At 65.7% G+C, this 13,110-nt stretch carries 13 protein-coding genes; 3 read left to right on the top strand and 10 right to left on the bottom strand.

The genetic code is table 11. From position 1 onward, the window contains the following. Positions 1-32: 32 nt before the first annotated feature. From ACVWZM_RS42015 to ACVWZM_RS42025, 3 genes are read right to left on the bottom strand one after another with little or no spacing between them, the layout of a single operon-like run. On the bottom strand, positions 33-539 hold the full coding sequence (locus tag ACVWZM_RS42015) for a cupin domain-containing protein (RefSeq protein WP_456856194.1): 507 nt from the start codon (positions 537-539) through the stop codon (positions 33-35). Positions 540-580: 41 nt separating this feature from the next. Beyond that, entirely contained in the window at positions 581-1,060 is a 480-nt protein-coding gene (locus ACVWZM_RS42020) for a carboxymuconolactone decarboxylase family protein (RefSeq protein ID WP_057018579.1), read from the bottom strand. A 37-nt stretch (positions 1,061-1,097) separates the two neighbouring features. Then, positions 1,098-1,268 (bottom strand): hypothetical protein, encoded by a 171-nt coding sequence (locus tag ACVWZM_RS42025; RefSeq protein WP_456814398.1) that lies wholly within the window; start codon positions 1,266-1,268, stop codon positions 1,098-1,100. Between ACVWZM_RS42025 and ACVWZM_RS42030 the strand changes: the two genes are divergently transcribed. Next, positions 1,267-1,731 carry a MarR family winged helix-turn-helix transcriptional regulator gene (locus tag ACVWZM_RS42030; protein WP_246786882.1) on the top strand — a complete coding sequence of 155 codons (465 nt, stop codon included), beginning with the start codon at positions 1,267-1,269 and terminating at the stop codon, positions 1,729-1,731. The genes ACVWZM_RS42025 and ACVWZM_RS42030 overlap by 2 nt on opposite strands. Positions 1,732-1,786: 55 nt before the next feature. Then, the gene (locus ACVWZM_RS42035) at positions 1,787-3,022 is read left to right on the top strand and encodes a lytic murein transglycosylase (protein ID WP_456856196.1); all 1,236 of its coding nucleotides are present in this window, start codon (positions 1,787-1,789) and stop codon (positions 3,020-3,022) included. Between the two features lie 98 nt (positions 3,023-3,120). Here the strand turns inward: ACVWZM_RS42035 and ACVWZM_RS42040 are convergent, their stop codons facing one another. The 7 genes from ACVWZM_RS42040 to ACVWZM_RS42070 form a co-directional block, all read right to left on the bottom strand. Next, entirely contained in the window at positions 3,121-3,939 is an 819-nt protein-coding gene (locus tag ACVWZM_RS42040; protein WP_076828684.1) for an SDR family NAD(P)-dependent oxidoreductase, read from the bottom strand. 18 nt (positions 3,940-3,957) lie between these two features. Continuing rightward, positions 3,958-5,799 (bottom strand): single-stranded-DNA-specific exonuclease RecJ, encoded by a 1,842-nt coding sequence (recJ, locus tag ACVWZM_RS42045; RefSeq protein ID WP_168858799.1) that lies wholly within the window; start codon positions 5,797-5,799, stop codon positions 3,958-3,960. A gap of 153 nt (positions 5,800-5,952) precedes the next feature. Continuing rightward, positions 5,953-6,672 carry a haloacid dehalogenase type II gene (locus tag ACVWZM_RS42050; RefSeq protein WP_057018584.1) on the bottom strand — a complete coding sequence of 240 codons (720 nt, stop codon included), beginning with the start codon at positions 6,670-6,672 and terminating at the stop codon, positions 5,953-5,955. Between the two features lie 127 nt (positions 6,673-6,799). Beyond that, positions 6,800-7,798: a class II fructose-bisphosphatase gene (glpX, locus tag ACVWZM_RS42055; protein ID WP_050420275.1), complete on the bottom strand. Its 999-nt coding sequence runs from the start codon at positions 7,796-7,798 to the stop codon at positions 6,800-6,802. A gap of 79 nt (positions 7,799-7,877) precedes the next feature. After that, positions 7,878-9,197 (bottom strand): homoserine dehydrogenase, encoded by a 1,320-nt coding sequence (locus ACVWZM_RS42060; RefSeq protein ID WP_057018585.1) that lies wholly within the window; start codon positions 9,195-9,197, stop codon positions 7,878-7,880. Between the two features lie 38 nt (positions 9,198-9,235). Continuing rightward, positions 9,236-10,456, bottom strand: coding sequence for an LL-diaminopimelate aminotransferase (locus ACVWZM_RS42065; protein ID WP_016842955.1), 1,221 nt, complete (start codon positions 10,454-10,456; stop codon positions 9,236-9,238). 216 nt (positions 10,457-10,672) lie between these two features. Then, a complete protein-coding gene (locus ACVWZM_RS42070; RefSeq protein WP_057018586.1) occupies positions 10,673-10,948 on the bottom strand; it encodes a hypothetical protein in 276 nt (91 codons plus the stop codon). Positions 10,949-11,239: 291 nt separating this feature from the next. Between ACVWZM_RS42070 and ACVWZM_RS42075 the strand changes: the two genes are divergently transcribed. Continuing rightward, positions 11,240-13,048 carry a PHA/PHB synthase family protein gene (locus ACVWZM_RS42075; RefSeq protein WP_456814397.1) on the top strand — a complete coding sequence of 603 codons (1,809 nt, stop codon included), beginning with the start codon at positions 11,240-11,242 and terminating at the stop codon, positions 13,046-13,048. The last annotated feature ends 62 nt before the right edge of the window (positions 13,049-13,110 follow it).

Consider the following 13,110-nt stretch of genomic DNA (forward strand, 5'->3'; position numbering starts at 1 on the left):
ACGTCTTGCAGAAACGAGCGCCCAACCGATCGCTATTCGAGCATCGTGGTCAGCTGCGCGCCCTCGTCCGCCACGAACACCGCGATCAGTTCCGCCGGCTCCGTCGTGCTCGCATTGGCCGAGACCATGTGGGTCGAGCCCGGCGGCTCGAAGAACGACTGGCCGACCTTGAAGGTCTCGACCGGCCCGTCGCCGAGCTGGGAGCGGATTTCACCCTTGGTGATGTAGGCAGTCACCGAACCGGAATGGCGGTGCGGCGGCGTGAAGCCGCCGGGACCATAGAACACGCGCACCACCGTGACACGCTTGCCCGCCACATTGGGCAGCGCATGCGAGCTGATGACCTCGACCTTGTCGAGCGGCGACGCCGCATTGGCGCTGGCGCACAGCGGCGCGATGACGGAGGAGATCGCGTCCATCGGGGTCGGCAGTGCCTTGCCGATCACGAAGGCGGAGGCCAGTCCCGCGATCACCGCCAGCGCGACCGGCCGCGGCGGCCGCGCGAATGGAAGGGATGGTGTCATCGCCATCAAGCTCATTGTTTTGCTCCCTGTCAGTTGCCGTTTGATCCGTCTCGACGTTACGAAGCCGCCGCGTCCGCACGCTGCCGGCGCGGCGGCGGCGTCCAGCGATAGGCCGCGCCGAACCGATTCCAGACATTGATCGATGCGATCGCCGAGGTCAGGTAAGTCAGCTCCTGCTCGGAGAATTCGGTGGTGGCCTGCGCATAGACCTCGTCGCTGACGCCGTTCGGCAGGGTCGTCAACGCTTCGGTCCAGGCCAGCGCGGCGCGCTCGCGCGGCGTGAACTGCGGTGCCTCGCGCCACACCACGACGAGATTCAGCTTGTCGGCGGGCACGCCGAGGCTCTCGCCCTGCAGGATGTGATACTGCACGCAGAACGCGCAGCCGTTGATCTGCGAGGCGCGCAGCTTGACGAGTTCGAGCAGCTGCTTGTCGAGGCCGGCCTTCGCCGCGAACTGGCCGAGCGCGCGCACCGCGGCGAAGACGTCGGGCGCGAGCTTCTCGAAGTCGGTGTATTCCTTGCGGGCATGTGACATTGGCCTGGCCTCATGTTATCAGTGTACTGAGATATTATCAGAGCTCTGATATCGTCGGCAAGATGCGGGCATCGGCAAAGGCGGCAGCACGCGACATGGCGGCAATGCGGAAACGAGGCAAATCGGGCACCGCCGAGCGGCGCCCGGTCGGAAAAGCCGCCGGTCGACGGGCCGCAGCGAATGCGGGATCGAGCGCAGGCGACGTCATGTTCGCCCCTTCCGTTCCGGCGCCGGGCGAAGGCAAGCGCGGCGAGCAGGGCTATCTCGCCTATCTGCTGCGTCAGGCCCACGCGGCCTCGCGGCTGTCGATGGAGCGCCAGCTGGGACAGCTCGGCGTCACCTCGCCGCAATTCGTCGTGCTGACGATGCTGAAAGCCTATCCGGGGCTCTCAGGCGCCGATCTGGCTCGCGTCGCGCTGCTGACCCCGCAGACCGTGAGCGTGATCATCCGCAACCTCGAGCGCGACGGCGCGATCGGCAAGACGCCGCACCCCGTCCACGGCCGCGTGTTGCAATGGACCCTGACCGGCCATGGAACCGCGCTGCTGGAGAAATGCCGGCAGATCGCCCAGGCCCAGGAGCGGCGGCTCGCCGCTAGCCTCGACGCGAGGTCGGAGCAAATTGTCCGGCAATGGCTGTCAAAAATCGCCACAGATTTGCAAGACACATAGCTCCTGCGGCGGCGTGGCTTTTGGCTCACCCGATCGGCGCCGCTACACTGGCCCGATGAAACAGCCTGATTCTCCGAAATCCCCTGCCCGCCGCGCCGCCCTTAAGGCCGGGCTCGCGGCCGGCGTGGTGCTCGTCAATCCGCTCGGCGCGCTCGCGGCCGCCCCTCCGGGCTTCGACCAGTGGCGCGACAATTTTCGCGCTCGCGCGCTCGCCAAGGGCATTTCGGAGGCGACCTGGAATCGCTGCATGGGGCGGATCGAGCCCGACATGAGCGTGTTCAGGCAGATGCGCAACCAGCCTGAATTCCACGAGCAGATCTGGCAGTACATCAACCGCCGCGTCTCCGACTGGCGGGTCATTCACGGCAAGGAGGCGCTGAAGAAGAACGAGGCGCTGTTCGGCCGGATCGAACGCGATTTCGGCGTCGAGCGCGGCACGCTGCTCGCGCTGTGGGGCGTCGAGTCGGCCTATGGCGATCCGCTGGTGCAGCAGAACCACATGACGCCGGTGTTTCCCTCGCTGGCGGCGCTCGCCTGGAACGAGCCGCGTCGCAAGGCCTATTGGGAGACCGAGTTGATCAACGCGATGAAGATCGTGCAGCGCGGCTGGAGCACGCCCCAGGAGATGAACGGCTCCTGGGCCGGCGCGATGGGTCATTCGCAGTGGATGCCGGAAGTCTGGCTCAATGTCGGCTTCGACTATGACGGCGACGGCAAGGTCTCGCCGTTCGGCCGGCCCGACGACGCGCTGGGCTCGACCGCGAAATATCTCGTCAACCGCGGCAAGTGGCACCGCGGCGAGCATTGGGGCTACGAGGTCCGCGCGCCCGGCGGCGGCGGCAGCGGCAGCCGCACCTATGCGGCCTGGGCCAGCGCCGGCGTCGTCAGAGCCGACGGCCAGCCGTTTCCGCAGCCGAACGCATCAGCGCAACTGTGGATCCCCGTCTCGGGCGGCCCGGCCTTCCTGCTCGCTCCGAACTTCAATTCGGTGAAGAGCTACAACCCGTCGATGAACTACGCGCTGGCGATCTGCCATCTCGGCGATCGCTGCCTCGGCGGGCCGCCCTTCATCCAACCCTTCCCGGGCTCGGAGCGCGCGCTGACGCTCGCCGAGGTGCAGGAGATGCAGACGCGGCTGACCAAGGCCGGCTTCGACACCGGCGGCACCGACGGCCGCGTCGGCAACGACACCATGAAGGCGATCAAGGATTTTCAAATCAAGACGGGCCTGTTGCCCGCCGATGGTTACGGCGGGCTCAAGGTGCTGGCGCGGTTGCGCCAAGGCGGCTAGCCATCATGCGATCCGCGTAGCCCGGGTGAGCGAAAGCGATACCCGGGGACGCATTTCCCGCATATCGCTCCGCTCATGCGGGCTACGACAGTTCGCTCCTACCGGCTCGCAGGCTGCCGCACGACGCCGCCGGCATTCATGCCGCCGTCGATCACGAGCTCGCTGCCTGTGACGTAACGCGACGCGTCGGAAGCGAGATAGAGCACGCCCTGGGCGATCTCGATGGCCTGGCCGGCGCGGCCCAGCGGTGTGGCGAACCTCGCGCGCTCCTCCGGATCGATCGGCGCGTTCTGGCCGGCGCCGGTCGCGCCGGTCGGGATCTTGCCCCAGATCGGCGTGTCGATGATGCCGGGATGCACCGAGTTGACGCGGATGCCGTCGCCGATCTGCGCGCATTCCATCGCGATCGACTTGGCGAACAGCCGCACCGCGCCCTTCGTCGCGCTGTAGCCGGAGAGCGTCGCCGCGCCGCGCAGGCCGGCCAGCGACGACATCATGATGATGGAGCCGCCGCCATGCTTGCGCATCAGCGGCAGCGAGTGCTTCACCGACAGGAATACGCCGTCGATATTGATGGCGGTCTGGCGGCGCCAGTCCGCGAGCGACATCTCGACAATCGAGGGCGCTCCGATGCCGATGCCGGCATTCGAGACCATGATATCGAGGCGGCCATGGCGCTTGCCGATCTCACTGATGATTTCGATCCAGCGCTCCTCGCTGGTGACGTCCTGCGGCAAGAAGGTCACGTTCCGCCCGGCCTTGGTGAGCCGCGCGGCGAGCTCGGGTCCCCTCAACTCATCGATATCGGTCGCAATAACGGTCGCGCCTTCCTGCGCGAGCAATTCAACGATGGCCTCGCCAATGCCCGATGCGCCGCCGGTCACCAGCGCGACCTTGCCTTCAACCTGTCCTGACATGTCCTCTCCCAACGTTTCTTATCGGATCACCGTCGGGCCCTGATCCGGCACCGCGACGTCGAGGACACGGAATTGCACACGTTCGGTGCCTTGCCAACGGTCGACCGCAAGAGAGCCCGCCACGTGCAATTGCTGGCCGCGATTTTGCGTCAAGGCGCTGCCGAGCTTCTGTCCGACGGAGCGGAAGGCGATACCGTTGACGATGGAGCCGTCGCCGGACTTGAAACGCAGCCGCAGATGCGCCTGCCCGACCTCGTCGGCATAGACCAGCTGATGCGACGGCAGCGCGATCACCGGCTCCGGATTGGCGCTGCCGAATGGACCCGCGCGATTGAGCGTCGCGGCGAACTCCGGCGTCACCGCGCGCGCGCTCACGGCGCCATCGATGAACAGCTCGTTCTCGTGCCGCGAATTGGCGACGTCGGCCGCCAGCGCGCTCTCCATGTAAGCGCGGAATTCGGCGAGCTTCTCCTTGCGCAGCGTGACGCCGGCCGCCATCGCGTGCCCGCCGCCCTTCATCAAAAGGCCGTCGTGCACCGCCTGCCGCACCGCCTTGCCGAGATCGACGCCGCCGATCGAGCGGCCCGATCCGGTGCCGATGCCGCCGGGCTCCAGCGCGATCGCGAACGCAGGACGCGCGAACTTCTCCTTCAGCCGCGCCGCCACAAGCCCGACCACGCCGGGATGCCAGCCTTCCGCCGCGGTGACGATGACAGCGCCCTTGTCCTCGAGCCCGAGCGAAGCCAGCGCCTCGGCCTCGGCCTGCGCCTCGGCCGCCTGCTCGATCACGCGCCGTTCGGCATTGAGGCGATCGAGCTCGGCCGCGATCCGCGCAGCTTCCGAGATATCGCCTTCGAGCAATAGCCGCACGCCGAGATCGGCGCGCCCGATCCGGCCGCCGGCATTGATGCGCGGTCCCAGCATGAAGCCGAGATGCCAGGCCTCCGGCGGGCCGTTCAGGCGCGCGACATCCATCAGCGCGGTGTGGCCGACATGGTCGCGGCGACGCATCGCGATCAGGCCCTTGGCGACGAAGGCCCGGTTGAGCCCGATCAGCGGCGCGACGTCGGCCACGGTGCCGAGCGCGACGTGATGCAGCACGCTGAGCAGGTCCGGCTCCGGCATCTCGCCGGTCCAGAAGCCGCGCTGGCGCAGTTCGCGATTCACCGCGACCAAGGTCACCAGCACGAGGCCGACCGCTGCGAGATGGCCGAGCCCGGAGAGATCGTCGGGCCGGTTCGGATTCACCAGTGCATCGACCTCGGGCAACACATCGCCGGTCTGGTGATGATCGATCACGACGACCGACATCCCGAGCTTCCTGGCTTCCGCCAGCGGCTCGATGCTGGTGGTGCCGCAATCGACCGTGACCAGCAGCGTCGCGCCCTTCGCCGCCAGCGCACGCACGGCGTCGACGTTCGGCCCGTAGCCTTCGAAAATGCGGTCGGGAATGTGGATCAGCGGGTCCAGCCCGCAGTGGCGCAGATGCCAGGTCAGCAGCGCGGCCGAGGTCGCACCGTCGACATCATAGTCGCCGAAGATCGCAACCTTCTCGCCGCGCACCGCGGCATCCGCGATGCGCTTGGCCGCGTGCTCCATCTCGGTGACCGTGTGAGGATCCGGCATCAGCTTGCGGATGGTCGGGTCGAGGAAGTCGGGAACCTCGTCGATCCCGACGTCGCGCCCCGCCAGCACGCGCGCCAGCATTTCCGGCAATTGATAGCGCTGCACGATCGCGAGCGCCCGCGCCGCCCCGCGCGCATCCAGCCGGTCGCGCCAGAGTTTTCCGGTCAGCGACCGCGTCACGCCGAGGAACGCCTGTGGCGCCTCGACGGGCAGTGCGGATGCGTGCAGCGTCATGAGCCCTTCCGAACAGAGCGTTTTCAAGCGAAGTGGGCACCGGTTCGCGTGAAGAAAACGCGTCAAACAAAAATCCGGAACATCGGTCCTGATCCAATCAGGGCCGATGCGTCCGGCAGGAATCGTAACGCTTCGATGATTTGTGGACCAGTTCTAGCAGCCCATTCGGCTGGCGATTTCCCCGAAATCCTTGGCCACGATGTCCCACTCGCCGGTGGCCTCGAAATCGTACTTCTGCAGCGGACCGTATTCGGTCGGACGCGCCACGAAGGCGGTCTTCAGGCCGAGCTTCTGCGCGTGCTTCAGGTCGTAATTGTGGGCGGCGACCATCATCACCTGCTCCGGCGGCAGGCAGAGCAGCTTCGCGGCGCCGAGATAGGTTTCCGGATCGGGCTTGTAGTGCTCGAACAGTTCGGCCGACATCACGAGGTCCCAGGGCAGGCCTGCGAACTTCGCCATGTTGGTGAGCAGCGCGACGTTGCCGTTGGAGAGCGGCGAGATGATGTATTTGGTCTTCAGCCGGGTCAGGCCGGCGACGCTGTCGGGCCACCCGTGCAGGCGATGCCAGCCCAGCGTCAGATGCTGCAAATCGGCCTCACTCAGCCCCTTGATGTCGAATTGCGCGACGAGTTTTTCCAGCGAGCGGCGGTGCAATACGTCGAGGATGACGTAGCCGTTCTGCGGGTTCTTGCGCACCTCGTCCATCGAGGCCGCATAGACCGCGCGCCAGCCGTCGACCAGCGCCGTCCAATCGGCCTTGATACCGCGCGTCTCGCCCCATCTGGTGAAGTCGTTGATCAGGCTGGTGCGCCAGTCGACCACGGTCCCGAACACGTCGAACACCAGCGCCTTGACCCCGGACAGATCGGACATGCGCGTCTCCCTTGTTGTTGTTTTTGGTCCGTCGTTCCGGGGCGATGCGAAGCATCGAACCCGGAACCTCGAGATTCCGGGTTCGCGCTTCGCGCGCCCCGGAATGACGGTTGTTGTAGGCTCGTCCTCAGTCCAGGTGGAATTTCTCGAGCTGCCGATGCTCGGCCTTGATGTAGCGCACGGTGCCGGTGACCGAGCGCATCACGACCGTCTCGGTCTCGATCACGTCCTTCTTGAACTTCACGCCGGTCAGCAGCGAGCCGGTGGTGACGCCGGTAGCGGCGAACAGGCAGTCGCCCTTGGCCATGTCCTCGATGCCGTAGATCATCTTCGGATCGGTGACGCCCATCTTGTGCGCGCGCTCGCGCTTCTCCTCGGTGTCGAGGATCAGGCGGCACTGCATCTGGCCGCCGATGCAGCGCAGCGCGACCGCCGCGAGCACGCCCTCGGGCGCACCGCCGGTGCCGATATACATGTCGACACCGGTCTCATCGGGCTTGGCGCAGTGAATGACGCCGGCGACGTCGCCGTCGGTGATCAGCTGCACGGCAGCGCCGGTCGAACGCACGCTGTTGATGATGTCGGCATGGCGCGGACGATCGAGCACCAGCACGTTGATGGCGGTCGGGTCGACGCCCTTGGCCTTGGCGAGCCGGCGGACATTGTCGGCCGGCGGCGCGTCGAGCTCGATCACGTTCTTGGCGTAGCCCGGGCCGATCGCGATCTTCTGCATGTAGACGTCGGGCGCGTGCAGCAGCGTGCCGCCGTCGGCCATCGCCATTGTGGCGATCGAGCCCGGCATGTTCTTGGCGCACAGCGTGGTGCCTTCGAGCGGGTCGACCGCGATGTCGACCTTGGGACCGGCGTTGAGGCCGACCTTCTCGCCGATGAACAGCATCGGCGCCTCATCGCGCTCGCCTTCGCCGATTACGACCGTCCCCTCGATCGGCAGCTTGTTGAGCTCGCGCCGCATCGCGTCGACCGCAGCCTTGTCGGCGGCCTTCTCCTGGCCGTGGCCGCGCAGCCGCGCGGCCGACACCGCCGCGCGCTCCGTCACGCGCACGATTTCGAGCGTCAGGATGCGCTCGAGCAGCATCTGCGGCGGAACGGAAATATGGGTCGACATCGACGTACTCCTTAAGCCTCTGGGACAGGCCAGCCTGCCCGCATCAATCGTCTCACGCCCGACCCGTTCAGGCCATGCGCTAGTTTTTCTCGATCCGGATCACCTGCGGCCGGCCGCTGATGACCTTATCGCGCTGCACTGCGGCCAGCGCACGATGCACGGCATCCTCGCTGGTCGCATAGGTAATCAGAATGACCGGGACCGGTGAAGGTTTTTTGGCCGCACCGTTCACATCGACGCCATCCGGGTGCCGTTGCACGATGGATTCCAGAGATATCTTCTGTTCCGCCAGCCGGGTGGCGATTGTTGCGGCAGTGCCTGCAAGATCGCGCGCCATCAGGCGGATATAATAGCCACCCTCATGGCGTTCCATCGGCGCCTTGGTGGTGTCGCGCAACCGCTCCACCGGACGGCCGAACGGCTTGGCGCGGATGCCGCGGGCGACGTCGGCGATGTCGGCGACCACGGCGGAGGCCGTCGCGCCGCCGCCGGCGCCGGGTCCCACCAGCGTGATCGGCGGAATCCCCTCGCCGTCGATCGCGACAGCGTTGGTGACGCCCATCACCTGCGCGATCGACGATGATTTCGGCACCATGGTCGGATGCACGCGCTGCTCAATGCCCTTTGCCGTGCGCACCGCGACACCGAGCAGCTTGACGCGGTAACCGAGTTCCGCGGCGGCCTTGAGGTCTTCCGGCGTGATCGAGGAGATGCCTTCGACGTAAACCGCGCTTTCCGCAACCTTGGTTCCGAAGGCGAGGCTGGCCAGGATCGCGAGCTTCTGCGCGGTGTCATGACCATCGACGTCGAACGACGGGTTGGCTTCGGCATAGCCGAGACGCTGGGCGTCCTTCAGACACTCCTCGAACGATAGGCCCTCCTGCTCCATCCGGGTCAGGATGTAATTGCAGGTGCCGTTGAGGATGCCGTAGACGCGGTTGACGCTGGTGCCGGCGAGGCCCTCGCGCAGCGTCTTGATGACCGGGATCGCCGCACCGACCGCCGCCTCGAAATTCAGCGCGCCGCCGTGCTTCTCGGCAGCCGCGGCGAGACGCAGTCCATGCTTGGCGATCAGCGCCTTGTTGGCGGTGACGACCGACTTGCCGGCCTTCAGCGCGGTCTCGATCGCGGACAGCGCGGGATCGCCGGCGCCGCCCATCAATTCGACGAAGCAGTCGATATCGGGATCCTCGGCGAGCGCCTCGGGGCTCTTCGCCCAGGCGATGCCGCGCAGGTCGAGGCCACGCTTCTTGGCTTTCGAGCGCGCCGTGACGGCGACGACGCGAACGCCGCGGCCGCTGCGCTCGGCCAGCGCACGTCCTTGCGTTTCGATGAGGCGGACGACATCGGCACCGACGGTGCCGAGCCCCGCTATGCCCACGTTCAGGGGTGCGACCATGGATTTAAGGGACCTGGAGATTAAGCAACCTGGAAGGATTAGCGTCGGTTGGCGAGAGGAACGACGTTGTGCAACGTTTCGATGCCGCTTTCAAGGAAGCGGCGCACGCCGCGCGCAGCCTGCCGGATGCGCTGCTCGTTCTCCACCATCGCGATGCGGACATAGCCCTCGCCATGCTCACCGAACGCCACGCCGGGCGACACCACGACGCCGGATTTCTCCACCATCAGGGTCGCGAACTGCATGCTGCCGACCGCCTCGAACGCCTTGGGCAGCGGCGCCCAGGCGAACATCGAGGCCTGCGGCGGCGGAATGTCCCAGCCGGCGCGGCCGAATGACTCGACCAGCGCATCGCGGCGCTTGCGGTAGGTGTCGCGCATCTCGCGGATGCAGTCGTCGGGACCGTTCAGCGCCGCGGTCGCCGCCACCTGGACCGGCGTGAACGCGCCGTAATCGAGATAGGATTTGACGCGCGCCAGCGCCGCGATGATCCGCTCATTGCCGACCGCAAAGCCCATGCGCCAGCCAGCCATCGAGAACGTCTTCGACATCGAGGTGAACTCGACGGTGACGTCGATCGCGCCGGGCACCTGCAGCACCGATGGCGGCGGATTGTTCTCGTCGAAATAAACTTCGGCGTAGGCGAGATCGGACAGGATGAAGATGTCGTGCTTCTTCGCGAACGCGACGAGATCCTTGTAGAAGTCGAGGTCCGCGACGTAGGCGGTCGGGTTCGACGGATAGCAGACGATCAGCGCGATCGGCTTCGGGATCGAATGGATGATCGCCCGCTCGACCGCCTCGAAGAACTGCGGCGTCGGCTCCGAGGGCACCGAGCGGATCACGCCGCCCGCCATCAGGAAGCCGAAGGCATGGATCGGGTAGCTCGGATTGGGGCACAGCACGACGTCGCCCGGCGCCGTGATCGCCTGCGCGACGTTGGCAAACCCCTCCTTCGAGCCGAGCGTCGCAACCACCTGGGTGTCGGGGTTGAGCTTGACGCCGAAGCGGCGCGCATAATAGGCGGCCTGGGCCTTGCGCAGGCCGTTGATGCCGCGCGAGGCCGAGTAGCGGTCGGTCCGCGGCTTGCCCAGCGTCTCCTTGAGCTTCTCGATCACATGCGGCGGGGTCGGCAGGTCCGGGTTCCCCATGCCCATGTCGATGATGTCGGCCCCGGCGTTGCGCGCGGCCGCCTTGGCCTGGTTGACCTTCTCAAAGACATAAGGCGGCAGACGGCGAATGCGGTAAAAATCTTCCATGGGACCCTTGCTCCGACAACCGCGATGCCAGAATCGACCCCCTTGGCGTAGTTTGCGGAAGCCGGCTCGGCCTCTGACAGAAATCGCACTGAATCAATGACTTAGAGCGAATTCAGGCGCACGATCTGGGGGCTGCGGCCGGATCTGCGGTTGAACTGGGTTTCTTTTAGCACGGACACCGGGCGGCGCCAGCGCTGATCGGCCGTTTGTCGGGCGCTACTTCCCGCTTTGGGCAGCCGTCGAGGCCTGGCGCGCGCGCGCGGCAATCAGCTCCTGCTCGATCTTGGCCTGGTCCGCCGGCTTGATCGTCGGGTCGGCGCGGTCGGGCGGAAGATCATGGACCGGCAGGTAGCCGGCGGCGTCCTTCTCGCGCGCCGGCGCATCGGCCGGCATCGTCATATCGGCGATCGTGCTCGAGCACCCGCTCAGCGCCACCAACGACGCGAGCAGCACTGCGGCAGCGAGCCCCCTGTTCATTCGATCGATCGGCATGCGCCGAATTGTCCCCAACAAGCTAGCGCGCACGTCGCACGTTGCCGACACGGGTCGCACTGGTACGAGCCTTGCAGCGTCCCCGCTGCGTTAATTTCGACTTTAGCGTTTCAAACCATTGTCGCCCGAAACGCTTAAAGCGGGAACACCAAAAGCGAACCCTGAGGCTTCAATATGACGGAACAAAGATTTTTTCTCGCACCGCAACAGAGCGAAATGCTGGATTTTGACTGATTTGCGTTGCCGCACCGCGCGATGACGCCCTCCAAACGACGCGATATTGTACCTCAGATGAGCAACGTTAGTACCGACACCCAGGCCACCCCGAAATTCAACGCCGAAGCCTTCGCCATGAACATCGCGCGGGCGATGGAGAGCAGCGGCCAGGCGCTGGCGGCCTATCTCAAGCCGCGCCAGACCGGAGAAGTCCGCGACAAGCCGCCGAATGAACTCGGTGAGGTGATCAAGACCTTCAGCGTGATCGCCGAATACTGGCTGTCCGACAAGGAGCGCGCCTCGTCGCTGCAGATGCAGCTCGGCAAGGACTATCTCGATCTCTGGGGCTCGGCGGTGCGCCGCATGGCCGGCGAGGCCGATGCCAAGCCGGCGATCGCCCCGGCCCCGCGCGACAAGCGCTTCCAGGATCCGGAATGGAAGTCGAACCAGTTCTTCGACTTCATCCTGCAGCTCTATTTGCTGACCTCGAAATGGGCGCAGCAGCTGGTCCATGACGCCGACGGGATCGATCCTCACACGCGCAAGAAGGCCGAATTCTACGTCCAGCAGATCACCAACGCGCTGGCGCCGTCGAATTTCGTGCTGACCAATCCGGAGGTGCTGCGCGCCACCGTCGAGACCAATGGCGACAATCTGGTGCGCGGCATGAAGATGCTGGCCGAGGATATCGAGGCCGGCCACGGCACGCTGCGGATCCGCCAGTCCGACTCGAGCAATCTCGAGGTCGGCGTCAACATGGCGACGACGCCGGGCAAGGTGATCTTCCAGAACGAGCTGATGCAGCTGATCCAGTATTCGCCGGCGACCGAGAACGTGCTGCGCACGCCGCTGCTGATCGTGCCGCCCTGGATCAACAAGTTCTACATCCTCGATCTGCGCCCCGAGAAATCCTACATCAAATGGTGCGTCGACCAGGGCATCACGGTGTTCGTGATCTCCTGGGTCAATCCGGACAAGGAGCTCGGCAAGAAGACCTGGGCCGACTACATGACCGAAGGCCCGCTGACGGCGATGGACGTCATCGAGAAGGTCACCGGCGAGATGAAGGTGCATACCGCCGGCTATTGCGTCGGCGGCACCCTGCTCGCCTCGACGCTCGCCTATCTCGCCGAGAAGCGCCGCCAGCGCGTGACGTCGGCGACGTTCTTTGCCGCGCAGGTCGACTTCACCCATGCCGGCGATCTCCTGGTGTTCGTCGACGAGGACCAGATCTCGGCGCTCGAACGCGACATGCAGGAATCCGGCGTGCTCGAGGGCAGCAAGATGGCGATGGCCTTCAACATGCTGCGCTCGAACGACCTGATCTGGTCGTATGTCGTGAACAATTATCTGAAAGGCCAGACGCCGTCCTCGTTCGACCTGCTGCACTGGAATTCGGATGCGACGCGGATGCCGTCGTCGAACCACTCCTACTACCTGCGCAACTGCTATCTGGAGAACCGGCTGTCGACCGGCACCATGGTGCTGGACAACACGCTGCTCGATCTGTCGAAGGTGAAGGTGCCGGTCTACAACCTCGCCGCCCGCGAGGATCACATCGCGCCGGCGGAATCGGTGCTCTACGGTTCGCAGTTCTTCGGCGGCCCGGTGAGATATGTGCTGTCCGGCTCCGGCCATATCGCCGGTGTGGTCAATCCGCCCGCGTCGAACAAGTACCAGTACTGGACCAACGACAACATCAAGGACATGAAGCTCGCCGACTGGCTGAAGGCCGCCGAGGAGCACAAGGGCTCGTGGTGGCCCGACTGGCGCGGCTGGCTGGAAAGCCATGATCCGGAGACGGTCCCGGCGCGCATGGTCGGCTCCAACGGCACGCAGGTGCTCGAGGACGCCCCGGGCAGCTATGTCCGCGTCCGCGCGTAGCGCCAAGTCTCCCGCTCAGCTATAAACAGACGGTCCCGACGGTCGGGAATCGAATTCACGTG

The sequence above is a fragment of the Bradyrhizobium sp. USDA 4501 genome (assembly GCF_054062115.1).